General features: G+C 71.1%; 25 protein-coding genes. 9 read left to right on the top strand and 16 right to left on the bottom strand.

Features of this window, described 5'->3' with window-relative positions; genetic code table 11:
- Nucleotides 1–522: 522 nt before the first annotated feature.
- Nucleotides 523–786, bottom strand: a complete 264-nt coding sequence (locus L0B03_RS03540; RefSeq protein ID WP_250444137.1) for a hypothetical protein — start codon at nucleotides 784–786, stop codon at nucleotides 523–525.
- A gap of 88 nt (nucleotides 787–874) precedes the next feature.
- A complete protein-coding gene (locus L0B03_RS03545) occupies nucleotides 875–1312 on the bottom strand; it encodes a hypothetical protein (protein ID WP_250444140.1) in 438 nt (145 codons plus the stop codon).
- Nucleotides 1313–1468: 156 nt separating this feature from the next.
- On the opposite strand from L0B03_RS03545, the gene L0B03_RS03550 reads away from it, so the two are divergent.
- Nucleotides 1469–2167 carry a hypothetical protein gene (locus L0B03_RS03550; RefSeq protein WP_250444142.1) on the top strand — a complete coding sequence of 233 codons (699 nt, stop codon included), beginning with the start codon at nucleotides 1469–1471 and terminating at the stop codon, nucleotides 2165–2167.
- Here L0B03_RS03550 and L0B03_RS03555 read toward each other — a convergent pair.
- The 3 genes from L0B03_RS03555 to L0B03_RS03565 form a co-directional block, all read right to left on the bottom strand.
- On the bottom strand, nucleotides 2105–2329 hold the full coding sequence (locus L0B03_RS03555; RefSeq protein ID WP_250444145.1) for a hypothetical protein: 225 nt from the start codon (nucleotides 2327–2329) through the stop codon (nucleotides 2105–2107). The two genes, L0B03_RS03550 and L0B03_RS03555, sit on opposite strands and share 63 nt — an antisense overlap.
- Nucleotides 2330–2555: 226 nt before the next feature.
- A complete protein-coding gene (locus L0B03_RS03560; RefSeq protein ID WP_250444149.1) occupies nucleotides 2556–2846 on the bottom strand; it encodes a transcriptional regulator in 291 nt (96 codons plus the stop codon).
- A 23-nt stretch (nucleotides 2847–2869) separates the two neighbouring features.
- The gene (locus L0B03_RS03565; RefSeq protein WP_250444152.1) at nucleotides 2870–3520 is read right to left on the bottom strand and encodes a hypothetical protein; all 651 of its coding nucleotides are present in this window, start codon (nucleotides 3518–3520) and stop codon (nucleotides 2870–2872) included.
- A 324-nt stretch (nucleotides 3521–3844) separates the two neighbouring features.
- Here L0B03_RS03565 and L0B03_RS03570 point away from each other — a divergent pair, with 324 nt between their 5' ends.
- A complete protein-coding gene (locus tag L0B03_RS03570) occupies nucleotides 3845–4189 on the top strand; it encodes an SMI1/KNR4 family protein (RefSeq protein ID WP_250444155.1) in 345 nt (114 codons plus the stop codon).
- A 165-nt stretch (nucleotides 4190–4354) separates the two neighbouring features.
- On the opposite strand, the gene L0B03_RS03575 is transcribed toward L0B03_RS03570, so the two are convergent.
- The gene (locus L0B03_RS03575; RefSeq protein ID WP_250444197.1) at nucleotides 4355–4810 is read right to left on the bottom strand and encodes a class I SAM-dependent methyltransferase; all 456 of its coding nucleotides are present in this window, start codon (nucleotides 4808–4810) and stop codon (nucleotides 4355–4357) included.
- Entirely contained in the window at nucleotides 4810–5028 is a 219-nt protein-coding gene (locus L0B03_RS03580; RefSeq protein ID WP_250444158.1) for a hypothetical protein, read from the bottom strand. Before L0B03_RS03580 ends, L0B03_RS03575 begins: the two co-directional genes overlap by 1 nt.
- Before the next feature lie 322 nt (nucleotides 5029–5350).
- Between L0B03_RS03580 and L0B03_RS03585 the strand changes: the two genes are divergently transcribed.
- The 4 genes from L0B03_RS03585 to L0B03_RS03600 all read left to right on the top strand — a co-directional run bounded on the left by L0B03_RS03585 (nucleotide 5351) and on the right by L0B03_RS03600 (nucleotide 8843).
- Nucleotides 5351–5818 carry a hypothetical protein gene (locus tag L0B03_RS03585; RefSeq protein ID WP_250444160.1) on the top strand — a complete coding sequence of 156 codons (468 nt, stop codon included), beginning with the start codon at nucleotides 5351–5353 and terminating at the stop codon, nucleotides 5816–5818.
- A gap of 84 nt (nucleotides 5819–5902) precedes the next feature.
- A complete protein-coding gene (locus L0B03_RS03590; protein WP_250444165.1) occupies nucleotides 5903–6526 on the top strand; it encodes a LysE family translocator in 624 nt (207 codons plus the stop codon).
- 91 nt (nucleotides 6527–6617) lie between these two features.
- Nucleotides 6618–7169, top strand: coding sequence for a GNAT family N-acetyltransferase (locus L0B03_RS03595; protein WP_250444168.1), 552 nt, complete (start codon nucleotides 6618–6620; stop codon nucleotides 7167–7169).
- Nucleotides 7170–7352: 183 nt separating this feature from the next.
- On the top strand, nucleotides 7353–8843 hold the full coding sequence (locus tag L0B03_RS03600) for a PQQ-binding-like beta-propeller repeat protein (protein ID WP_250444171.1): 1491 nt from the start codon (nucleotides 7353–7355) through the stop codon (nucleotides 8841–8843).
- A 270-nt stretch (nucleotides 8844–9113) separates the two neighbouring features.
- Here L0B03_RS03600 and L0B03_RS03605 read toward each other — a convergent pair whose 3' ends face one another.
- The 4 genes from L0B03_RS03605 to L0B03_RS03620 all read right to left on the bottom strand — a co-directional run bounded on the left by L0B03_RS03605 (nucleotide 9114) and on the right by L0B03_RS03620 (nucleotide 11981).
- Nucleotides 9114–10325: an NAD(P)/FAD-dependent oxidoreductase gene (locus tag L0B03_RS03605; RefSeq protein WP_250444172.1), complete on the bottom strand. Its 1212-nt coding sequence runs from the start codon at nucleotides 10323–10325 to the stop codon at nucleotides 9114–9116.
- Nucleotides 10322–10513, bottom strand: a complete 192-nt coding sequence (locus L0B03_RS03610; protein ID WP_250444175.1) for a ferredoxin — start codon at nucleotides 10511–10513, stop codon at nucleotides 10322–10324. The genes L0B03_RS03605 and L0B03_RS03610 overlap by 4 nt, the downstream gene beginning before the upstream one ends.
- A 125-nt stretch (nucleotides 10514–10638) precedes the next feature.
- Nucleotides 10639–10941 (bottom strand): putative quinol monooxygenase, encoded by a 303-nt coding sequence (locus tag L0B03_RS03615; RefSeq protein WP_250444177.1) that lies wholly within the window; start codon nucleotides 10939–10941, stop codon nucleotides 10639–10641.
- Nucleotides 10942–11012: 71 nt separating this feature from the next.
- Entirely contained in the window at nucleotides 11013–11981 is a 969-nt protein-coding gene (locus tag L0B03_RS03620; RefSeq protein WP_250444180.1) for a YafY family protein, read from the bottom strand.
- An 89-nt stretch (nucleotides 11982–12070) separates the two neighbouring features.
- On the opposite strand from L0B03_RS03620, the gene L0B03_RS03625 reads away from it, so the two are divergent.
- Nucleotides 12071–12808: an alpha/beta fold hydrolase gene (locus L0B03_RS03625; protein ID WP_250444182.1), complete on the top strand. Its 738-nt coding sequence runs from the start codon at nucleotides 12071–12073 to the stop codon at nucleotides 12806–12808.
- 55 nt (nucleotides 12809–12863) lie between these two features.
- Here L0B03_RS03625 and L0B03_RS03630 read toward each other — a convergent pair whose 3' ends face one another.
- A complete protein-coding gene (locus L0B03_RS03630) occupies nucleotides 12864–13193 on the bottom strand; it encodes a hypothetical protein (protein ID WP_250444184.1) in 330 nt (109 codons plus the stop codon).
- A gap of 211 nt (nucleotides 13194–13404) precedes the next feature.
- Here L0B03_RS03630 and L0B03_RS03635 point away from each other — a divergent pair, with 211 nt between their 5' ends.
- Nucleotides 13405–13836, top strand: a complete 432-nt coding sequence (locus tag L0B03_RS03635; RefSeq protein ID WP_250444186.1) for a DUF4829 domain-containing protein — start codon at nucleotides 13405–13407, stop codon at nucleotides 13834–13836.
- A gap of 51 nt (nucleotides 13837–13887) precedes the next feature.
- On the opposite strand, the gene L0B03_RS03640 is transcribed toward L0B03_RS03635, so the two are convergent.
- The 3 genes from L0B03_RS03640 to L0B03_RS03650 are packed head-to-tail and all read right to left on the bottom strand — an operon-like array spanning nucleotide 13888 to nucleotide 18922.
- Entirely contained in the window at nucleotides 13888–15225 is a 1338-nt protein-coding gene (locus L0B03_RS03640) for a Gfo/Idh/MocA family protein (protein WP_250444187.1), read from the bottom strand.
- Between the two features lie 43 nt (nucleotides 15226–15268).
- Nucleotides 15269–17479: a hypothetical protein gene (locus L0B03_RS03645; RefSeq protein ID WP_250444189.1), complete on the bottom strand. Its 2211-nt coding sequence runs from the start codon at nucleotides 17477–17479 to the stop codon at nucleotides 15269–15271.
- A gap of 54 nt (nucleotides 17480–17533) precedes the next feature.
- The gene (locus tag L0B03_RS03650; RefSeq protein ID WP_250444192.1) at nucleotides 17534–18922 is read right to left on the bottom strand and encodes an ABC transporter substrate-binding protein; all 1389 of its coding nucleotides are present in this window, start codon (nucleotides 18920–18922) and stop codon (nucleotides 17534–17536) included.
- Between the two features lie 304 nt (nucleotides 18923–19226).
- Between L0B03_RS03650 and L0B03_RS03655 the strand changes: the two genes are divergently transcribed.
- Nucleotides 19227–19727 carry a DUF2087 domain-containing protein gene (locus L0B03_RS03655; RefSeq protein ID WP_250444194.1) on the top strand — a complete coding sequence of 167 codons (501 nt, stop codon included), beginning with the start codon at nucleotides 19227–19229 and terminating at the stop codon, nucleotides 19725–19727.
- On the opposite strand, the gene L0B03_RS03660 is transcribed toward L0B03_RS03655, so the two are convergent.
- Nucleotides 19724–20121: substrate-binding domain-containing protein (locus L0B03_RS03660; protein WP_250444195.1), on the bottom strand; the 398-nt coding region annotated here is incomplete at its 5' end. The two genes, L0B03_RS03655 and L0B03_RS03660, sit on opposite strands and share 4 nt — an antisense overlap.

A 20121-nucleotide genomic window follows, 5' to 3' on the forward strand; every position in this document is an offset into this window, starting at 1 on the left:
AAGCCGACGTCACCCACCTAGCCTCCCGCGAGCCTCACCCCAGGTAAGGGAGACACGCCCTAGCCACCCAGGACCAGCACGCAGACTGAGCGCTCGCCGGGTTATGCCGCAGGAGACCGCACGGTCATACCGCGACGCGGTCGACGCGGGACCGTTAATCGTGCGAGGTACGGCTTCGGCGGTTGAGGGACTTCCTCGTCGCTTGGACAACCACGACTCCGGCAGCGATCCCGCTCAGAGCCATACCGCCAAACAGCACGGCACTTGGGGCTGAACCCGCGGCGAGCACGGCGAACGCGGCGATCGCACCAAGAGCAGCCGCGCTGGCACCCGCGAGAGCAGGCACGAACTCCCTCACGTCGGCCGCCCCCTCTCAGTCACGTACGAACTCCACGCGGAGCGGCACCTAGGGCCCCCGATGCCGTTCAACTCTCGTCGCTGGGGGCGGCCTGAGCGAGACTTCGGCTCGGCGCCCGGTCAAGCCGCCTCTCGCGGGCGGCCCTAGGGTCGCGGCCGCACCCTCTACCGGGAGGGACAGGACGTTAAGGCGCGGTGGACTCGGTCGTCCATCCGCATCCGGCTCACGAGGGAGAGCATGTCAGCCCGTTCATCCCGGGTCAGGGCGTGTGCATCCGCACTGAGGACGTCGGCGATCTGCTCGAGCGCGAGCCCGAACTCACCCGCGTCGATGAACTCAGCGAGGAGCGTGACGTCTCTGAGTGCGAGGCGGTCATCGAGGCGGATGAGTAGGCCGCGCAGCACCCCGGTGATCTCGTCGAACTGCACGGGCTCCATCCGCGAAGTATCCCGGTCGAGGCACCCCGAGCGCACGGTCATGGCGCGTTGAGCGCGGCCACGCTCGCCCGGATCCGCCTCAGGCGCGTGGGCTGGCAGCTTTAGCGTCCAGTCGCCGCAAAATGGCGATCACCAGCGCGAGTGCGACGAGCGCTCCTGCACCGAGGAGCCATACCTGCTGAGTCAGCGCCGCCACACCCGCGACGCCGAACCCGACCCACGCCAGTCCCCGATTCAAGCCGGCCCGTCCGCGAAGCAGAACTCCGACGCCAAGCACCACCCCTGTCGCGGCAAGGAGGAGAAGCGCAACGGCGGCCGTTCCTGACCACACGCCGACGCGGAGGGCTTCGTCGGGTGGCGGTGCGTCGATCATGATGAACCCGCCAGGAAACAGGGCGATGGGCACCCACAGGACCGCGGCGCAAGCACCACCGATCAGGAGCACCCAACCAGCGAGCGACTCGACGGTGTCGAGCTTCTCCCGAGACGTCGGGGCGGAACTCCTGATCTCAGACACCGCTCTACGATACGACTCGCCGAGCCGCAGGCTGGTCCGACGCCCGGATCTGCCGCACACCGTGCACCTCTGCGGACGTTCGGTAGTTGAAGTAGTCCCCCGTGCCATGATCCGAGACTGGGTCCTGCCAGGGCGTGACGAGTGGGGAGCGTCAGGGTGGTCCTGCGATTGATCGGGTACTGGAGGAACGACCAGCACCCCGAGTACCCGGACCCGCACGACCTGGTCGACGAGGGCTGGGACAAGGGTGATCGCTTCGTCGCGACCAGCTACCTCATGGCGGGGACCTACCTTCGTCACTTCACGGGCCTGTTGCCATGCAGGTTCTGCGGACAGCACAACGGCGCGAGCGAGTACACCGACGGCGTCCTCGTGTGGCCCGCGGGCCTGTCTCACTACCTCGAGGAGCACGGCGTCTGGCTTGCGCAGGCGATCGAGGACTACATCCTCGGCCGGGCGGCGCGACTTGAGGCCGCGCTGGTGTCCGCAGACTGGTGGCTGGCCGGCGCGCGTCAGGAGGCTGAGCCGTTGGAGCCGCTGGAGCGGGTCGTCTGGCACGCCAACGCTCAGTTGGCCCAGCAACCGGGTCGCACGTTCCCCGGGCTCTTCGTCCAGGCGGACACGCTTTCGAACCACGTCGACGGCCCAGCCTCCGCGGAACCAGGTTCAAGACACCCCGGACGGGTGCCCGAGTGCTGCCGTCACCCGGTCATCATCGTGGCGATGCACACGCCACGGCATCCGGTCATGCCGCCGTCCGCGAACGGGACCGGTCCGCGGAGGGGTTGGTCGTCACTCCAGCCACTCGACTTCCCATCTGCTCTCGTCGAAGTAGAGGTTCACATCAACGATTGACTCCACCCACGAGTCGTAGGCGTTCCCAGACCTGTGCGCGGTGTCATACGTGAGGATCAGGAACCCGCCTGAACACTCGGAGTCGTCGACGACCTCCACGAATCGCCCGGCGTCGTCGCCGGCGGCTATCCGCCCGAGCGCGCCGATCCTCAGCTGCCTCACGAGCACTCCAAACGAGGATGGTCGATGGTGCCGAGAGCATGCCACGCTCGGCCGCCCGAGTGGAGCGTCGACTGCACGGTCATGCCGCCGACCGGCGCGCTCGGAACGAAACGGAAAGCCGACGGGCGGTGGGCCGCGGAGATTCGCGGCGCTGCAGCTGAACCCGCGCCCGCTGGACGACGCAGTTCGGCCCAGTCGGCGACGGCTCACTCGTGGGGGTGAGCTTCTACCGTTCAGTGATCATGAGCAGCTGTCGGAGCGACTCCACCTCCATTCTCAGGGCTCGCCGACCTTTCGCGGTGATGCGGACCCACGTGCGGTTCCGACGCCCGTCGGAGCCCTTGCGCAAGGTCACGTGCCCCGCCTCGCCGAGGACCTCAAGGTGGCGGCCCAAGTTCCCGTCGGTCAGTCCGAGCGCCGTCTTCAGATGGGTGAAGTCGGCCTCCTTCGTCTCGTTGAGGATGGCGAGGATCCCCAACCGGGCGCGCTGATGCACCGTCTCGTCGAGGTCCGCCAACGGGTGGCGGGCATCGTGGGCACTCACGACAGCGCCGCACCGGGAACGGTGGCGAGGGTGCGGCGTTCCCGAAGCCAGACCATCACCGTCGTTGCCGCGAGGCCGAGCAGCACGACAGACAGGGCGACCTGTGTCGGCCACCGCCCGAGGAACTGGGCGTGGTTCTCGAACGTGCCGAGGTTGGCGAACGGGCCCACCGCCATGAGAACCACGCCAGGCATCCAGAGGGAGGCCTCGCGCATGCGGGCCCCGAGCACAGTCAGACCAAGTCCGAGGAAGAAGACAGCACCGAGGAACGACAGCGCGAGCGAGCCCCACGGGAAGGCGACAAGGAACCCGAGGGAGATGATCGCCATGATCCCCCAACCGTCGTGGCCAGGCCCGACACCGGTGCGCCAGGCGCGGACGCGAGCGACGGCCCAGAGCACGAGGTAGACGGCGAGCGGGAGGAGAGGCAAGAGCATTCGGGGGTCGTGCGCGACGACCTCCCAGCCGACTCCAGACCACTCGCCCTCCGTCATGTGTGCCAGGCGCCAGAGGAAGAGCGCGTCGAGCGCGAGCACCAAGGCCAGGGCCAGGGTGTGGATCAGTAGAGGGATGAAGACAGCGCGGCGCGCGGCTCGCTCTCGGCGAGCGAGAGAGTCGAGGAACGCGGGGAGCGTCTCAGATTCCATGAATTCACTCTGCCGGGCAGAGTGAGGACCGTCAAGACTCTGCGAGGCAGAGCTTCCTGGCTCGGGTGGTCAGCGCTTGGTGCAGCAGACCCAACGCCTGGCCCGTGCGTCCGTTGCGGGGTAGCTCCCCGGTCGAGCCGAGCCCGTGCAAACACCCTTGGTGAGCGTCAAGGCGCTCACCAAGGCGACGTTGAGGCGCCCGCTCATGCCGCGCTGAGGGGCGGCTCCGCTCGACTGGACCTTGCCGCTCCGCGATCCCGACATGAGACGCGAGATCTTGGATTTGGACCCGCACGGGCGTGCCGATGCTCCACCATTGAGCTCATGACAGCGCCCGGTGCCGCGCGGATGGCCGAGGTAGAGAGAACCCTTGGCGTGTCGCTGCCCGAGCCGGTACGCGCGCTGTACCGGGTCTCGGATGGCTGGTACTCGGCTGCGGGCGAGTGGTTTGTCATCTGGCCGCTCCGCCGGCTGGTCGAAGGCAACCAAGACGCCTGGGAGCTAGGCCTGCCGAGGAACCTGCTCGCGTTCGGGGACGACGGCACCGGTGACCCCTTCTGCGTCGACCTCGACGACTCGACCGATGTGGTCGTGCGATGGAACTGGATCGACCTTGAGGTCGAACCCCAAGGCTCCGTAGCCGCGTTCCGAGACGAGTGGCTGCGCTGACCCTCGAGACGCGCCGTCACCCTCCAGGATCTCCGTTGCCACCCATCCGGTCATGCCGCGGGCCGCGCGGCCGGTGCAGAGATCACCGTCGACGGAGGCATCACCGCGGCCCGTACCTGCTGACGGCGCGCCTCCCCTTCCGCACTGCAGGGCAGGTTCCGGCACTCACCGTGCGCGGAGTACGTACTGGGCGTCCACGCCGTCCTTGGAGTGGGCAAAGTCCTCGATGGTGAAGCCGGCTCGTTCGATCATCGGTTCGAGGAGCCACGTGAAGGTCGAGTGCTCGTCGCGGACGTGCTCCTCGAGCTCCTCCCTGCTCCATTCGCCCTCGACCTGCGTTCCCGCCGTCGCGCACCACGCCTCGATGCGCTCGGGTGCCTCCTCCGGGCCGAAGTTCCACACGACGTCGGACAGCCGCAGGACTCCGCCGGGAGCCAGCATGGCGCGAATCCTTGCGAGGGCGACGGCCTTCCAGAAGTCAGGGAGATGGTGCAGCGCGTAGCGCGAATAGACCACGTCGGCCGCGTCGGCCTGGTGGACGTAGGTGAGGAAGCCTCCCTGGACCACCTCGACGTTGCTCAGGCCTGCCTCGTGGACGCGCGTCCGTAGGCGCTCGAGCATCACGGGCGAGACGTCGACGGCGACAACGCGGCGGCCACCGCGAGCGTGAACTGCCCGGTCCCAGCACCGATGTCGACGACGACGGACTCCTCCGTCAGTCCGACGCCGCGCAGCGTCGCGACCTCCTCGTCTGCGTCGGCGTCCATCTTGCTGTCGTACCGCGCGACATGATCAGCATCGAGGTTCTCCCGCCCAGCGCTGGCCAGCTCGTTCAGCATCCAGCGGGGAGCCGACCCACTGCTCGGGGAGGTCGTGTTCTCGGGCACACTTCATCATCGCAGCGCGAGGTCATGTCGACTTCGAGGCCTGCGCACTGGACATCGCCGACCTCGTCGAGGAGCACGGTCATCCCACAGCCCGGCCCGTCAGGTCACACCTCGTCGCACGCCTGTTCCGGGCAGCCCTGCAACCGCTTGGAGCGGTCACCGCGAGGCCATGGGGCGTGAAGGAGGGGTAAAGCCGCAGCGACTCCAGCGACGGCCCGCGCGTGCCGATGAGATCGGTGTGCGTCGAGCAACGAGAGCAGTCGTCATCGCGGTCGTGAGCTGCGCTGCACTTGTCGTCGGCCTGCAGGTCGCCGTCGCGGCGTACGAACGGCACGAGAACGCGCGGTACGTCGATGGGTGGAACGAGCAGGAACCGCTGCTCGTCGAAGCCGTGAAGCGCGTGAGCATGCCCGAGACGTACCGCCCGATCCCCTGCTCGCCAGAGCTCGACGAGTCGTTCGGTCGCTGCTGGCGCACCTCGGCGCCCCCTGAGGAGGTCCGACAGGATCTCCTCACCGCGCTCACGGCCGCCAAGCTGACGCGCCTCACCCTTGAATGCGATCGCTACTCCTCCGGCATCGTGATCGGCTGCGGCACCCATGCCTACCTGACCGAGTACGCCCCTGACAGCCCGGTGGAACGGACCGTGGGCGCCATGATCTCGTGGGACGTTCGTCCGCTCCAGGGTTCTCGAGGATCGGGCTCGATCGTCCTGGTCGTCACCTCACTCGAACGCCTGTAGGTCGAAGGCACCCGGGACTGTCGCGAGGCAGTCCACTCCCATGCACCAGTCGCTGACGCTCGACCCTCGTGCCATCGTCGGCGGATGGACATCGACTGGTGGGCCTTCGTCGGCGTGGTCGCCGTGGCGTACGCGATCCCCGGTCCGGACTTCGCGGTGATCCTGCGCTCGGCGACGCGCGGGCTCCGACCAGGGGCGGCGGCAGCCCTCGGTGCCCAGGCCGGGTTGTGCGTCCACATGATGCTCGCCGTCGCGGGGCTGTCCGTCGTCCTGGCCCGGCACCCCGAGGCCCTCACGGTGATCCGAGTCCTGGGTGGGGCCTACCTGCTCTACCTCGGCGGCCGCCTGGTCCTGCCCACCCTCCGCCGCTCCCGACCCGAAACACCCTCAAGCCCGAGCGAGATGTCAGCCCGGTCGGCCTTCGGCCAAGGGCTCTTCACGAACCTGCTCAACCCGAAGGCCGTGCTGTTCTTCGCCGCCGTGCTGCCGCAGTTCGTCGTCCCGGGATCGGCACCCGTCTGGGTGCAGGTAGCGGCCCTGGGGGTGGTGGACGTCCTCCTGGGTGTCGTGGCGTGGGCCGTCGTCGTGCTCCTCGGGGTCCGGCTCTCGGCGGCTCTACGCAGGGACCGCGTGCGACGGTGGTGGGACCGCGTGACGGGCACGGTGCTCGCGGGGGTCGGCGGCGGGCTCGTCGCGAGCCGCGGCTGAGACCGCGGGCAAACCCAGTCCAGTGCCTACGAACCTGCCCGTCGCCCACGGCCCCGCACCACCCGGACACCGACGCTGACACGATGGGCCAGTGACCCTCGACATGGTGGCCCGCACCGGGCCACTACCCGGCCCGCGAGTGCGCGTTGTCCATCTCGGCGGATCGGTCTTCGACGCGCTGGCCGACGGTGACCTGCACAGAGCCAATGCGGTCAGCCCTGTCCCCCTCTCCCCCTACTTCGCCGGGCCGGACTGGCGCGGGGTGTGGCGCATGCGCAGTCAACAGCTGCGCCAAGACCCCGCCAGCGCAGCGTGGGTCACCGGCGTCATCTGGGACACCCGACAGCAGGTGGCGGTCGGTCGCGCTGGGTACCACGGCCCACCTGACACGGCCGGTCTGGTGGAGATCGGGTACGCCGTCGACCCGGCCTATCGTCGCCGTGGTTATGCCCGCGCAGCGCTGGAGGCGTTGCTCCACCGTGCCGCCACCGACGAGGCGGTGCGCACAGTGCGCGTCACCATAGCCCCCGAGAACACCGCCTCCTCCGACCTGGCCGCGCAGTACGGCTTCGCCGCAGTCGGCGAGCAGTGGGACGACGAGGACGGGCTCGAGCTCGTCTACGAGATCAGCGCCAGGAACTGATCCGCTCAGCGGACAGGCCAACCCCAGCACCGAGGGTGGGGTATCCGACAACGGCAGCCCGCTCGCCGCCGCGTGGGACGGCGCCAGGCACGGAGACGGCGGGTGCGCGGTCAGGCCGATGAGCGCTTGTCTCGCTCCCAGACCCGCCTACCGCCGAGGGCGCGCGCCGCTTAGGGTCGGGCCATGCGCAGGAGGGGCCCGGGCGACGTAGTTGTCCAGGTCGAGCTGGTAGAGGCCGACGCCGACCTCGAGGTGCACGGCGCGGACGACGGCGGTGGCGACGCTCGGGAGGCTGGGCGGGCGCGGCGGCTCCGGTGGGTCGGGCTCGCGGTGATCCTGGTGGGGACGATCGTCACGGCGACGGTTGTCGACGCCCGCCAGGACGCCGCTCGGAGGGTCGAACTGGCGGAGCTGGGATGGGTGCTGGCGCCCGTCGAAGGGCCGCTGGAGGAGGTGTGGCGTTCGGCGGGCGGGTGGACCCTCGCTCAGACCGATGAGCTGTTCGTGCTCGCGGGTGCCGGGGGCGGCGTTCGCGCGCTCGATCCTGCAACGGGTGCGGAGGCGTGGACCCACGAGGGTGCCGGAGTTGACGGGACCTGCTCCGCGCTCCTGGACTACCGGGAGGCGCGGGTCGAGCAGCTCACCGCCGACATCGTGTACTGCCACCCGTACACCGCCTACCAGGAGAGCACTCCCGCGGCGGGTGTCGCGGTGCCCATCAACTTCATCGAGGTGGCGACGGGGGCCGAGATCGCGACCCTGGTCGTGGACGGCTCACTGGTGATGAGCGACGTGGTGGACGGCGATCTGCTGGTCACCTTCGTCGACTCGTCGGCGGCCCTGGGCGTACTTCGTTGGGATCCCCGCGAGGGGGAGGTGTGGCGCTGGCGCGGTGCCCCCGGGCTCGTGCCCAACGGTGTCGTCGTGAGCTCCGTCGAAGCCGGGGCAGATGAGCCTGACGAAGGAGTACCGGGCTCACCCGTCCAGCTGAGCTATGGCGTCGCCGACGGGGCGGTCAGGCTCACCGACGCGATCGCCCTGGACCTGGCCACCGGCGAGCAGGTGACTGTCCCGCCTCTCGAAGCCACGAGTCCCAACGTCAATGCCTGGCCGTTGCCTGACGGCGGCAGCGTCGAGGTGCGCTACGAGACGTCGCCGGACGGCGAGTGGTCCGAGACCGGGCGGGTGCTCAACGCCGACGGTTCGCTGAGGTTCGCGATCGACGGCACCCCGGGGTTCTCGTGGCAGACGGACGGTTCCGACGCCGGTGTCCTCACCGTGTTCCGGCCCGACGGCCGGGTGGCCGGCATCGACCCGGAGACGGGGCAAACCCGGTGGAGCGCGGCGAACGTCACGCCGGCGCTTGTCCTCGAGGACGTCATGGTCCTCGTGGGTTCCGCCGGGGTGCTCGCGATCGACGTCCACGACGGCGAGGAGCGGTGGCACGCGGAGGAGATCTTCGTCTGGAACGACACCGCCGCCACGGACGGCGACGTCGTGCTGGTGCAGTCGCTGAACGGGGCGGTCCCCGAGCTCGTGGCGCTCGACCTGCTGAACGGGGCCGAGGCGTGGCGCATCCCTATCACCGGCATCACCGGCTCCTACTGGCGCCTCGACCACGGGGGCGGGAACTTGCTGCTGTTCGGGGACGAGGAGACCCTCGCCCTGGGCTGATCAGGTCTCCTCGCGCAAGCAGAGGTGATGTCCGACGAAACGTCATCGCGATTGCCGCGTTCACACTGCGCCGTCCGACTCTGCCGCACACAGCGTGCCTGCCGACTTGCGAGCAGCTCGTAGGGGGGCGGGAGCGATGGCTACCTGGTCGTCATGCAGCGCGATCGCCCACTTCTTCAGGTCGAGGCGCTCGACGCCGCGGCGACGCTCCACCGGGAGCTGGGCTTCCGGGTCAGGACGGCGCCATTCCCGGGAACGCCAGAGCGACGGTCAGGGCCTGCGGACAGCGGTCGACCGGGCGAACTCGACAGCCTCCTGCCAGTCCGCGCACTGACCGATCATGACCCGCAGGCGCAGGACGGCGCGGCGCTGGTTGACGCCCACGGCGCCGGTCACCCGGTCACCGGTGCGGTAGAGGGCCAGCAGGTCGCCGGTCTCGGCCGAGCCGGCGACGGTGACGACCTCGTCGCTGTCCGGGACCCCGACGAACTGGATGCGGTCGGTGACCCAGTCCGACCAGAAGTACGGGACCACGTCGCATGTCACGGGCTCACCGGTTCCGACGGCGTTGCGGCCGGCGACCACGCCCTGCTCCGCCGCCGAGGTCCAGTGCTCCAGGCGCATCGACCGGTCGAACGTCGGGTTGTGCCACCGGGCGACGTCCCCGGCCGCGTACACGCCGGGGGCGCCGGCGTTGAGCGTCGCGTCGCAGACGACGCCGTCCTCGATCGTCAGGCCTGAGCCGTGGAGCCACTCCGTCACGGGGGCGGCGCCGACCCCGACGAGCACGACGTCGGCGGGCAGCACCTGGCCGTCGGCCAGCCGAACCGTCTCGACGGTATCCTCGCCGATCACAGCCTCGACGACGGCACCGCACCGCACATCGATGCCGTGCCTGCCGTGCAGGCCACCGAGCTCCTCGCCCATCGCGGGACCGACCGCCCGCACGAGGGGCACGTCGGCAGCCTCGAGCACGGTGACGTGCGCCCCGAGGTGCGAGGCGGAGCAGGCGAACTCGGAGCCGATGAAGCCTGCGCCGATGACCACGACGCGGCTCCCCGGGCGTACCGCCGAACGCAGGGCGACGGCGTCAGCATGGCTGCGCAGCGTGTGCACACCGGCCGGCCCGTGCATCCCCGGCAGCTGTCGGGCGGTCGACCCGGTGGCGATCACGAGCCCGGCGTAGGGGAGCTCCTGCGCACCGACCGTCACGGTCCTCGTGGTCGGGTCGAGCGCGCTGACGGTCTCGCCGAGCCGGAGGTCGACGTCCAGCTCGTCGCGCAGGCTCTCCGCGGTGCGCAGGACCTTGAGGGCGGCGCTCTCGGTCAGGAACGCCTTGGACAGCGGAGGACGGTCGTACGGCGCGTCCGTCTCGGCCCCCAGGAGGGTCACGGGCCCGGTGAAGCCGCTGCGTCGAGCCCCCTCGACAGCGCGCACCCCGGCCAGGCCGGCCCCGACGACCACCAGGCCGGCCGTGCTCATCCGAGCAGGCGCAGGGCTTGCTCCGGGCACTGGTTGACGGCGTTCTCGAGGTCCCCCCGGTCCTCCTCTTCGAGCGTCTCGGCGACGAGGCGGGCCTTGTCCTGGTCATCGACCTCGAAGATGTGCGGCGCGAGAGCCTCGCACACCCCGTGCCCGACGCAGGCGACGGTGTCGATGCGCACCTCCATGGGAACCTCCTTCATGGCGAGCCGTGCGGCACGCTGGTCGAGCCGACGTCCCGGCAGGCGTGACGACGGCCGCCGCACACACGGCGACGGATTTGCACGATAACCGAAAGCAGCAGGGACAGGACTCAGTCTCTGAGGGGAGAGCCGACGACGTCGAAACGGAACCCGCCCATCTCCCCGGACAGGAGCGGGCGAGCCTCCTGGATGGCTGCTTGCACGCTGTCCAGCTGCAGCGAGCTCTGATGCGCTTCGGCCGAAGTCCACAGCTCCGCCACGAACACCGTGTCCGGCTGGTCCTCGTCGACCCCCACCTCGTACAGCAGGCAGCCGGCCTGCTCGAGGTCGGCGCTGCGGCGGGTCAGGATCTCGACGAGCCGGTCACGCTCGCCAGGTACGGCTCCGAGCGTTCCCACGTTGACATAGGTCATGCACGGCACCGTATCGGCACGGCGTGCTGCTGCCACCCTGTCGCGAAGAGCACGCGTGCGGGGAGTGGCGGTCAAGCGACCGTGCCGCGCACGCCGCTGACTCTCAGCCGGTCGGACAAGGCGAAGACCTCCTCGCGCAGGGCGTCCGGGGTGACCACCTCGAAGTCCCAGCCGAGGCCGGCCAGCATGCGGGCCATGCCGCCGAGGTGCTCGGCGCGCGTCTCGAGGAGCACGCCGTCGACGTGCTCGCTCAGCCGTCCCGCGCTCGGGGGCAGTCGCTCGCGCGCGTCCGTCAGGGTGGTCCACAGCACGACGGAGACCTCGTGCGACCACCGGACCGCCGCGATGCCCGACACGACCTGCGTCATGGCGTCGAAGTCTGCGGGCACGACGTACGAGCCGTCGTCCTGCCTGACTGAGGCGATGCGATCCAGGCGGAAGGTTCGCACGTCATCGCGGCCGTGGTCGTGCCCGGTGACGTACCACCGGCCGGAGTGGAAGACCACGCCGTAGACGTCGAGCTCGCGCTGGGACTCCCGCCCGTCCCAGGCGGTGTACGCGATCGTGACGGTGCGCTGTGCTTGCGCAGCGGAGGCAAGGCTCAGCAGCGTGTCGGCACCGGCGGGTGCCGTCGCGCGCACCGGTGTCGTGAACTGGGCGGTCGACAGCAGGCTGTCGAGCCGCTGGCCCAGGGCCCTCGGCAGCACCCGCGACACCTTGGCCAGCGCGCTCGCCGTCGCCGCGTGCTCGGTGGTGGCAAGCCCCGCGCGCTCCGCAGCCCTGAGCCCCAGGACGACGGCGAGGGCCTCGTCGTCGGTGAGCATCAGCGGCGGCAGCTTGTAGCCCGGCGCGAGCCGGTAGCCGCCGTACCTGCCCCGCTGGGCCTGGACGGGGATGCCGAGGTCGGCGAGGTGCTCGGCGTAGCGCCGGACGGTGCGCTCGTCGACACCGAGCCGGGCAGCGAGATCGCCGACGGTGCGCTGCCCGCCCGTCTGGAGCAGCTCCAGCAGCGCCAGCACGCGAGCGGTCGGGCGGGTCACGGCTCTCCTTGGCGCTGCTCGGAAAGAACTTCGATCCAGCTCCGCATACCGGGCGGAGTCTGTCCGCATTCCAGCCTAGCGTCGTCGTCATGAACACCACCTACGTCCTCGTCCCCGGCTTCTGGCTCGGCGCATCGGTCTGGCGCCCCGTCGCAGACGCGCTACGGGAGCACGGCCACGTCGTGCACGCCGTCGACCTCTCGGGGATGGGCGAGCACGCCCACCTCGCCTCTCCCGAGACCGACCTGACCACCCACATCGACGACGTCGTGCACCTGCTCGAGCAGCAGGACCTGCGCGACGTCGTGCTCGTGGGCCACAGCTACGGCGCCCTCGTGACGACCGGTGCGGCGGACCGCGTGCCTCAGCGCGTGGCGCGTCTGGTCTACATCGACTCCGGCCCCCTGCCGGACGGCATGGCACAGGCCGACTTCGAAGGGCCCGACGCCCGCGCGGCCAACGACGATCTGGTCGCGACGCACGGCGAGGGTTGGAAGCTCCCGCCGCCGCCCTGGGCCGTGCTCGCCGCCGAGGTGCCCGAGGTCGATGACGCTGCCGTCGCCGCGCTGGTCGACGGCTCGCAGCCGCAGCCCTGGCGGACCGCCACCCAGCCGGTCGCGCTCAGCGGCGGCTGGGAGCGGCCGCCGCGGACTGGCGTGCTGTGCAGCTTCAGCCTCGAGCAGCTGCAGCAGATGGCACCCCACGCCCCGGCGTTCGCGCACATGGTCGACGGCGACTGGACGTACGTCGAGCTCCCGACGTGGCACTGGCCGATGGTGAGCCGACCCGCGGAGCTGGCGGAGGTGCTGGAGTCGGTCAACCGGTAGGCGCTGGCTCCCGGCGCGGCCATGCCGTCCTGACACGGATACGGCTGCGTCGAGCTCAGTCCGAGCTGGTCGCCTCCACGATCCTGATCGTCTCGTCGTCGACCGCCAGGGTCTGCTCGGGGCAGATGGGGCCCTCGAGCTCCAGGACCCGTCCCCCCGTGTACTTCACGACGATCGGACCTTCGTAGCACTCGGTCGTGCCGAGCAGGGCCACTCCGCCATCTGCGGTGACCTCACCGAGGTCCTCCTCGCCGAACCGGACCGTCACGGTCACGTCGCTGGCGTTGGTGACGTCGATGTTCTTCTCGGCTGCGCATCCGGCCGTGCCGAGCAACGCCACAGCTCCGAGCACCGCCGTCGCTCGCCGACGCTTCCGCGTGTCCACGACAGACCTCCCACCCTCCTGCTGAGCGACTCAGCCACTGCGCCCCACGCTAGTCCCGGCCGGTCGGGCGGAGGAGGCGGGCGTGTGGCGATGTCGCAGGGGAAGTGCGGTCGAGTCCTGCAGACGAGGACGCGGACCGGTGGATCGCTCGGGGTGCGAGGATGCACCTGTGCCGAAGCGTCCAGGCAGGGTGATCGCGCTCGTCGGGTCTGTGTCGGCCATTGCCGTCGGCGCTGGCGCGCTGCTCCTGCCTCCACGGCAGACGGGGGACGTCGCCGTACCCCCGGGCGATGCCACCCCGGAGCAGGTCGTGGCGGCGTACCTCGACGCCCTGAACGCGCACGACTGCGACACCGCCGAGGCCCTGACGACCGCGGGTGCCGGGGACCAGGCCACGTCGTGGTGCGAGGACGTCGCGAGGCTGACGGACCTCGACGTCGGGGACCACCACCTGGAGCCTCCCGAGCACTCGGGCCGCTCGGCGCTCGACGAGGTGGCCAACGTCCCGGTCACCTTCGACCTGAGCTGGCGACTCCTCCACGACGACGGTTCGATGGATGAGGGTGCCACCACCTGGAGCTACCTCCTGGTACGTGACGCGGATAGCTCCCCGTGGCGCATCGTCGACCAAGGCATGGGCTGACCAGCGCGCTGACAAGCTACCGAGCGGGGGACAGCGCGCCGCCCGCACCCGTCAGATCGGCAGCCCGAACTCCCCGATGCTGACCTTCTCGCCGGTCTCAAGCGACCGGTTCACTGCGATCCCCACGGCCACCGAGCGCAGCCCGTCGGGGTAGCCCGCCCGCCGTCCGAGCGGGTCCTCGGCCGTCCCGCGGAACACGTCGTGCAGCAGCAACGCATCCCCACCGCCATGCCCGCCGCCGGTGTTGATGATCGGGACACGACGGGCCTTCTCCCAGTGCCGCTGCACGGTGAGCTGCTCGCCGCGGCGGCGGACGTCGTCGTCGGCCGTGACGTCCTCGACAGAGCTGGCGTCCAGGACGAGGCGACCGTCGGCGCCGGGGAGCACCGCGGCCCGCTCGACCACTTCGAGCTCGGCCCGACCGGCGGTGCCGTTGACCGACACCCGGTACCCCTCCCAAGGGCTGTGCGCGTTCAGGGAGTACGACATCACCGGCCCGCCGCGGTACCCGACCAGGGCCGAGAGGTTGTCCTCGATGGTGATGCCGGGGGCGAAGACGTCGCGGTCGCGCAGGTAGCCGTCGTGCTGCTCGGCCTCCCAGTACAGGGCCTTGAGCTTGGGGTCGTGGCGCAGGTCCAGAGCGAAGGGGTCCTCGCTGGGCGGGTCGACCGTTCCGCGCGCGGGACGCTCGCCCAGGCCGCGGGCCTTGGCGTTGGCGTCCCCGTAGAAGCGCAGTCCACCGCTGGCCACGGCCCAGGCGGGCACGTCGTCGAGCCACCAGTTCATGAGGTCGAAGTGGTGGGTGGCCTTGTGCACCGCGAGGCCCGCCGAGTGCTCCTTCTCGCGGTGCCAACGGCGGAAGTAGTCCGCCCCGTGCATCGTGTCGAGCACCCACTCGAAGTGCACCGAGGTCACCTCCCCGATCTCCCCCGAGGCGATGACCTCCTTCAGGGCAGCGTTGCGCGGGGAATACCGGTAGTTGAAGGTCACGACGACCGAACGGCCGGTCTCCTCGACCGCGGCGAGGATGGTGCGGCACCCGTCCAGGTCCGTGGTGAGGGGCTTCTCGAGGACGACGTCGGCCCCGGCCCGCAGGGCACGCGAGGTCATCTCGGCATGCGTCCAGTCCGGGCTCGTGACGACGACGGCGTCGAGCCGCTCCTCGGTGATCATCCGCTCGAGGTCGGCCGGGGCGTAGCGCGCGGGACGGTCTGCCCCGGCTGCCGTGACGAGCCCGTCGGCGTAGTCCATACGGGCCGGGTTGGGCTCGCACCACGCGACCAGCTCGGCCACCTCGGCATGCTCCCCGACCATCGCCTCGACGTACATCTGCGAGCGCGCGCCGGTCCCGACGACGCCATAGCGCCGCGGGCTCGAGGGGACTGTCATCGTGGCTCCTTCGCCTGGGTCGTGCTGCTGGTCGTCGCGTGGTTCACAGGGCCGCGGCCCGCCCCGGGGCCCGGACGAACCCCTCGTGCTGCACCTGCCACCCCGACCCGAAGCCCGGGGAGTCGGGGCCCTCGTCCCACCCCGCCGCCATGAGCGCGACCGCCGCGAGCAGACCTCCGTTGCCGGGCAGGTAGAGCGGTAGGTGGTCGGTCTGGCGGTTGTGGCCGTTGGGCAGGTGCTGGTTCTTGGGCACGTCGAGCAGGAGGGCGTCGACGGCGGTCACGGGGTCACCGAGCCGGGTGGCTGTCATGGCCAGGGCCGGGTAGTCCCAGCCCCACGTGCTGGCCCAGTCCCAGTCCTCGAGCACTCCGTGCAGGGTCGCGCGGACCACCTCGGGGTCGAGCACGTCGGTGGGCGGGATGACGCCGAGCCCGTAGACCATCGACGGGTGGTCGGTGCGGATCGTGAAGGGCTCGACGCCGATGGCCTCGTACTTCCCGTCCCGCACCAGGGGCCGCACCATGTGGTGCCCGACGTCGTCCCAGTGCGGCTCGCGCGGCAGGCCGGCCCGTTCGCGCCACCGCTGGGCGACCTCGAGGGCCCAGGCCCAGGCCGCGAGCTCGAAGGGCGGGTTGGTCACCCGGTCACGCACCGTGTTGTACGACTCCTGGGCCGGCACCAGGGGCGGGCCCAGCCCGTAGCCGTCGGGGCCGGGCTCGGCGACGTCGGCCATGAAGCGGGCGGTCGCGTCGACGATCTCGGCGTACCGCTCCACTGCCCCCGGCGAGCCGGCGCGCCGGAGCAGCTCGGCGAGGTGGATCACGTGCGGCTGCTGCCACAGCAGGAAGGGCCCGATGTCGCTGGGGCTCTCGCGTGCGTCGGGCCCGATCTGCTTGGGCCACCGGGCGCCGTCGTACCCCTGGATCCGGGCCGTCTCGCGCGCCGCGGGCAAGGCCGTGAGGTACCAGCCCATGCTGCGCTCGAGCAGGTCGGCTCGGCCCCACAGGGCGAAGTGCGCGGCGTGCCACCAGTGCATCTCGAGGTGGAACCTGCCGCGCCAGCTGTTGCAGGTCAGCCCCGTCTCCTGCGGCGGGAGCGAGCCCGCGCACTGGATGGCCGTGAGGTACTGCGAGAGCACCACCCGACGCTCGAGCTCAGGGGCGCGTGGATCGGTGCTGCCGGCGAGGTCCAGAGCGGCGCCCCGAGACCAGAAGGCCGGCCAGTGGGCGCGGGAGGCCTCGAGCACCGCGTCGACGTCGAGAGGGGGGACGACGACGGGGGCGGGGGCGAGCTCGATCGTGAGGTCCAAGGAACTGCCGGGGGCCGTGACGACGACCTCGTGCGGGCCGGTCTGCTCGACGTCGGCCCCGGGCCCCAGGCCCAGGCGGGCCACGTAGGTGAGCTCCTCGGTCCCGTCGACCCCGCGCAGCCACCGCTCGACGACCACGCCGTCGGCCTCGGGCACCAGGACGGTGCGGTGGTCCTCGGGGTGCTCCCAGTCGGCGGCGTTGCTCCACGAGGTCGAGCCGTACGGGAAGGCCAGCCGGATCCCGACCCCGGCGTCGTCGTCCTGCCCGTCTGGTCCCGTGACCGTCCCCGGACCGGGCGCCTCGCGGCCTGCGTCGATGCGCACCGCCAGCACGTCCCGCTCGGGGTGGCAGGCCGTCGTCACCTCGAGGCCCCACGGGTCGACGTCGACCTGGCTGGTCAGGACCCCGGTCCACAGGTCGAGCCGCTGACCGTGGCTGGTGACCTGCGACGGCGAGGGCGTCCGGACATCACGCCTCCCACCACGGACGACACCTGCCGAGCCGCCCTCGCCGTCGGGTCGCCCACCGTCCTCGGCGCGCCAGGTCACCAGCCCGACGCGCACGAGATCCAGACGGTGGGGGTTCGAGCGCAGCCATCGGACGGCCGGGTCCAACGCCGTGTCGTCCGAGCCCGCGAGCGGGTCGGCGTCGACGTAGCGGACCTCGCCGCGGGGCGTGCGGTAGGGGCGGCGGCGCAGGGTCAGGTCGACCCCCTCGGGGGCGGGTGCGCTGTGCCAGCCCCACTGGGACTGCGTCCCCAGGAGCGTGCCTGCCGGTCCACCGGCAGGGTCGGCCACGGGGTAGAGCTCGGGGAAGGTCTGCAGGCCCGTCACGTCAACGGTCAGGCAGAGCTCTCCGTTGCCCACCGAGAGCGGGGAGGCAGGATCGATCCGGGACGCCACCGGGTCGTGCCGGCGGACGAGGGCCTCGCGGTCCACGGTCATCGATCCTGCCTCCCTGCTGCTCGGGTCGTGCTCAGGTCCTGCTCGGCGCGATCGTCAGGAGACCGCGTCGTTCATCTCGTTGACCAGCTGCTCGGCGGCCTCGGCCGGGGTGATCTGACCGAAGAGCACCGAGTCGTTGAGGCGAGTGAGGATCAGCGGGGTGTCCGTGGACCCCTCCGGGCCGATGACGAAGTCGCCGTCGACGTGCCCGCTGACCCGCTCGATGAACTCGAACTCGGCCTCGCGCACCGGGTCCAGGCCGGCGTCGATGAGGTGCTGGCGGATCTCGGGGTTGGCCGGGATGCCCCGGTCGGCGCCGATGCTGTCCGCGGCCTCGGTCGAGGACACCAGGAAGTCCACGAGGCGCGCGGCCTCCTCGGGGTGATCGGAGTTCGCGCTGATCGTGTACAGCTGCGAGGCCTGGAGCCACATGCCCGGCCCCTGGTCACCGCTCTCCCCGGGGGCGAGCAGCGGCACCATGTCCGTGCCTGCCGCGGTGCTGTACGCCGCGAGGAGGTTGGACCAGCCCGGCATCATCGCGGCCCTGCCCTGCCCGATGAGGGACTGCTCGGGGGCGGGCTGCCCGGCGAGCTCGGCCGTGAGCGTGGCCGACGGGGCGGCTCCGCTCTCCATGAGTCCGTTGGTCATCTCCCACCAGTCCTGGGCCACGTCGGCCTCGAGGGCGATGGCGCCGTCCTCGGTGTACAGCCCCTGGCCGGTCTGCTGGTTGGTGTAGAGGTCCAGCATGTCCGCACCGGTGGTGAGGTCCGTGGTGCCGTAGACGTCGTCGGGGGTCGCGGCGGAGATCTCGTTCGCGATGTCGACGAAGTCCTCCCAGGTCCACGTCTCGTCGTCGGGCAGGTCGACCCCGGCCTCGGCGAACACGTCGGGGTTGGCGATGAACCCGAAGGTGTTGACCCCGGTCGGCACGCCGAACTGGGTGTCGTCGAAGTACCCGTTGGCCAGCGCCCCCTCGTCCAGGGCGCCCAGGTCGAGCTCCTCGGAGACGGTGCTGAGGTCGAGCAGCACGCCGCGGCCGCCGTACTCCCGGGGGTAGGCACCGCCCATGGTGATGACGTCGGGCTCGTCCCCCGCGGCGACCGAGGTGGCGAGCCGGTCGAAGTAGGCGTTGAAGTCGACGGACTCGGTCTCGACGGTGATGTCCGGGTTGGCGGCCTCGAAGGCGTCGACCGCGGCGTCGGTGATCTGGGCGCGCTCGTCGTTGCCCCACCAGGAGAAGCGGAGCGTCACCTGGTCGCCGTCGCTCGCGGCGGAGTCGCCGTCGTCGTCGGCGGGGGCTCCCTCGCCACCGTCGCCGCTGCCGCAGGCGGCGGTGAGCAGGAGGGCCGTGGCGAGCGCGGCAGCTCCGAGGGGCCGGGCCGCACGGCCTCGGCTCGTGGGGTGGTGGCCTCCCGGCCGGATGGTCCTGCGGACAGATCGCATGGTCTTCCTTCCCGCCGCGTCGTTGCGGCTGAGCTCGGCGGGGCTTGTGAATCGATTCACACGCCCTCGGCACCACAGGTCGGTCGTCTGGGTGGGTGTCGGTCAAGCGCCCTGGCAGTCCCGCCGCCAGGCGTTTACACCGGTGTAAGTGGAACATGGGCCCGCTGTCCTCGTCAATGGGGCGGTGCCGCCCCCCGCTCGACGGGGCCGAGGACGCCTCCTGAGCCACCCGTCGTCGCCACCCGTCGACCGCCCTCACCTACGCTGGGTCAGCACCTCAGCAGCGCCGACCGAGGAGGATCCGATGGCGCAGATCGCACCGCGCGTCCTCGCCACGCTGGCCGACGCCGATCGCCTGGCTCTCTTCGCGGCGCTCGTGGTCCAGGGTGAGGGCGGCCCCGGCGACGAGACCGACGACCGGCAGCGGCAGAGACTCGGAGCAGCCGGTCTGGACGCCCGGCGCACCTCGGTCGACGAGGTCGTGGACGTCCTGCGGGCGGCTCTCGCGGAGCTCCACGAGCGGAAGGTCCGCAGCCACCACGTCATCCCCCGGGCGGTCGCCCCGGAAGGCCTGCCCTTCACGGCAGGACGGCTCACCGAGCTGCCACGCGAGCCTCGCCAGCTCGAGCAGCTGCTCGACTGGGTGGTGACCGCCTACCTCGAGGAGCCCTCGTACAGCGAGGCGAGGCTGAACGCCGAGCTCGGGCGCTTCTGCGAGGACCCCGCGACCCTGCGCCGTGCGCTGGTCGACCACGGCAGGCTCACCCGTGATCCCCACCAGGGTCTCTACGCCAAGCGTCCCTAGGGCGACGCGCGGACGCCACGCCCCAGCGTCGACTCCCGGGGGCGCAGGTCGAAGTCGGCGACCACCTCCAGGCCCGGGCCGTTGACCGCCCCAGCCCCGGCGGCGAGCCGCTCGACGAGGAGCTCGACCGCGGTCCGCGCGATCTGCGGCAGGCCCGGCTCGACGGTGGTCAGGCTCGGGCGGGCGAACCGGCCCTCCTCGATGTCGTCGAACCCCGCCACGGCCACCGCGTCCGGGACCGCGACGTCGCGCTCGTAGAGCACCCGCATGGCACCGAGCGCCAGCACGTCGTTCAGCGCGAACACCGCGTCGAAGGGCTCGCCGCCGTCGAGCAGGCCGCGCATCGCCTCGGCCCCCGTGCTCCGGGTCCACGCCTGGGCCGGGCCGGTCAGCG

The organism is Actinotalea sp. C106, assembly GCF_023630195.1.
GTDB lineage: Bacteria > Actinomycetota > Actinomycetes > Actinomycetales > Cellulomonadaceae > Actinotalea.

Excerpts from the sequence above, each read along its gene's own strand:
- L0B03_RS03565 (WP_250444152.1), bottom strand. The coding sequence starts at position 3,520 with ATGGAATCTGAGACGCTCCCCGCGTTCCTCGACTCTCTCGCTCGCCGA.
- L0B03_RS03570 (WP_250444155.1), top strand. The coding sequence starts at position 3,845 with ATGACAGCGCCCGGTGCCGCGCGGATGGCCGAGGTAGAGAGAACCCTT.
- L0B03_RS03575 (WP_250444197.1), bottom strand. The coding sequence starts at position 4,810 with ATGCTCGAGCGCCTACGGACGCGCGTCCACGAGGCAGGCCTGAGCAAC.
- L0B03_RS03580 (WP_250444158.1), bottom strand. The coding sequence starts at position 5,028 with ATGCTGAACGAGCTGGCCAGCGCTGGGCGGGAGAACCTCGATGCTGAT.
- L0B03_RS03590 (WP_250444165.1), top strand. The coding sequence starts at position 5,903 with ATGGACATCGACTGGTGGGCCTTCGTCGGCGTGGTCGCCGTGGCGTAC.
- L0B03_RS03600 (WP_250444171.1), top strand. The coding sequence starts at position 7,353 with ATGCGCAGGAGGGGCCCGGGCGACGTAGTTGTCCAGGTCGAGCTGGTA.
- L0B03_RS03605 (WP_250444172.1), bottom strand. The coding sequence starts at position 10,325 with ATGAGCACGGCCGGCCTGGTGGTCGTCGGGGCCGGCCTGGCCGGGGTG.
- L0B03_RS03610 (WP_250444175.1), bottom strand. The coding sequence starts at position 10,513 with ATGGAGGTGCGCATCGACACCGTCGCCTGCGTCGGGCACGGGGTGTGC.
- L0B03_RS03615 (WP_250444177.1), bottom strand. The coding sequence starts at position 10,941 with ATGACCTATGTCAACGTGGGAACGCTCGGAGCCGTACCTGGCGAGCGT.
- L0B03_RS03625 (WP_250444182.1), top strand. The coding sequence starts at position 12,071 with ATGAACACCACCTACGTCCTCGTCCCCGGCTTCTGGCTCGGCGCATCG.
- L0B03_RS03640 (WP_250444187.1), bottom strand. The coding sequence starts at position 15,225 with ATGACAGTCCCCTCGAGCCCGCGGCGCTATGGCGTCGTCGGGACCGGC.
- L0B03_RS03645 (WP_250444189.1), bottom strand. The coding sequence starts at position 17,479 with ATGACCGTGGACCGCGAGGCCCTCGTCCGCCGGCACGACCCGGTGGCG.
- L0B03_RS03650 (WP_250444192.1), bottom strand. The coding sequence starts at position 18,922 with ATGCGATCTGTCCGCAGGACCATCCGGCCGGGAGGCCACCACCCCACG.
- L0B03_RS03655 (WP_250444194.1), top strand. The coding sequence starts at position 19,227 with ATGGCGCAGATCGCACCGCGCGTCCTCGCCACGCTGGCCGACGCCGAT.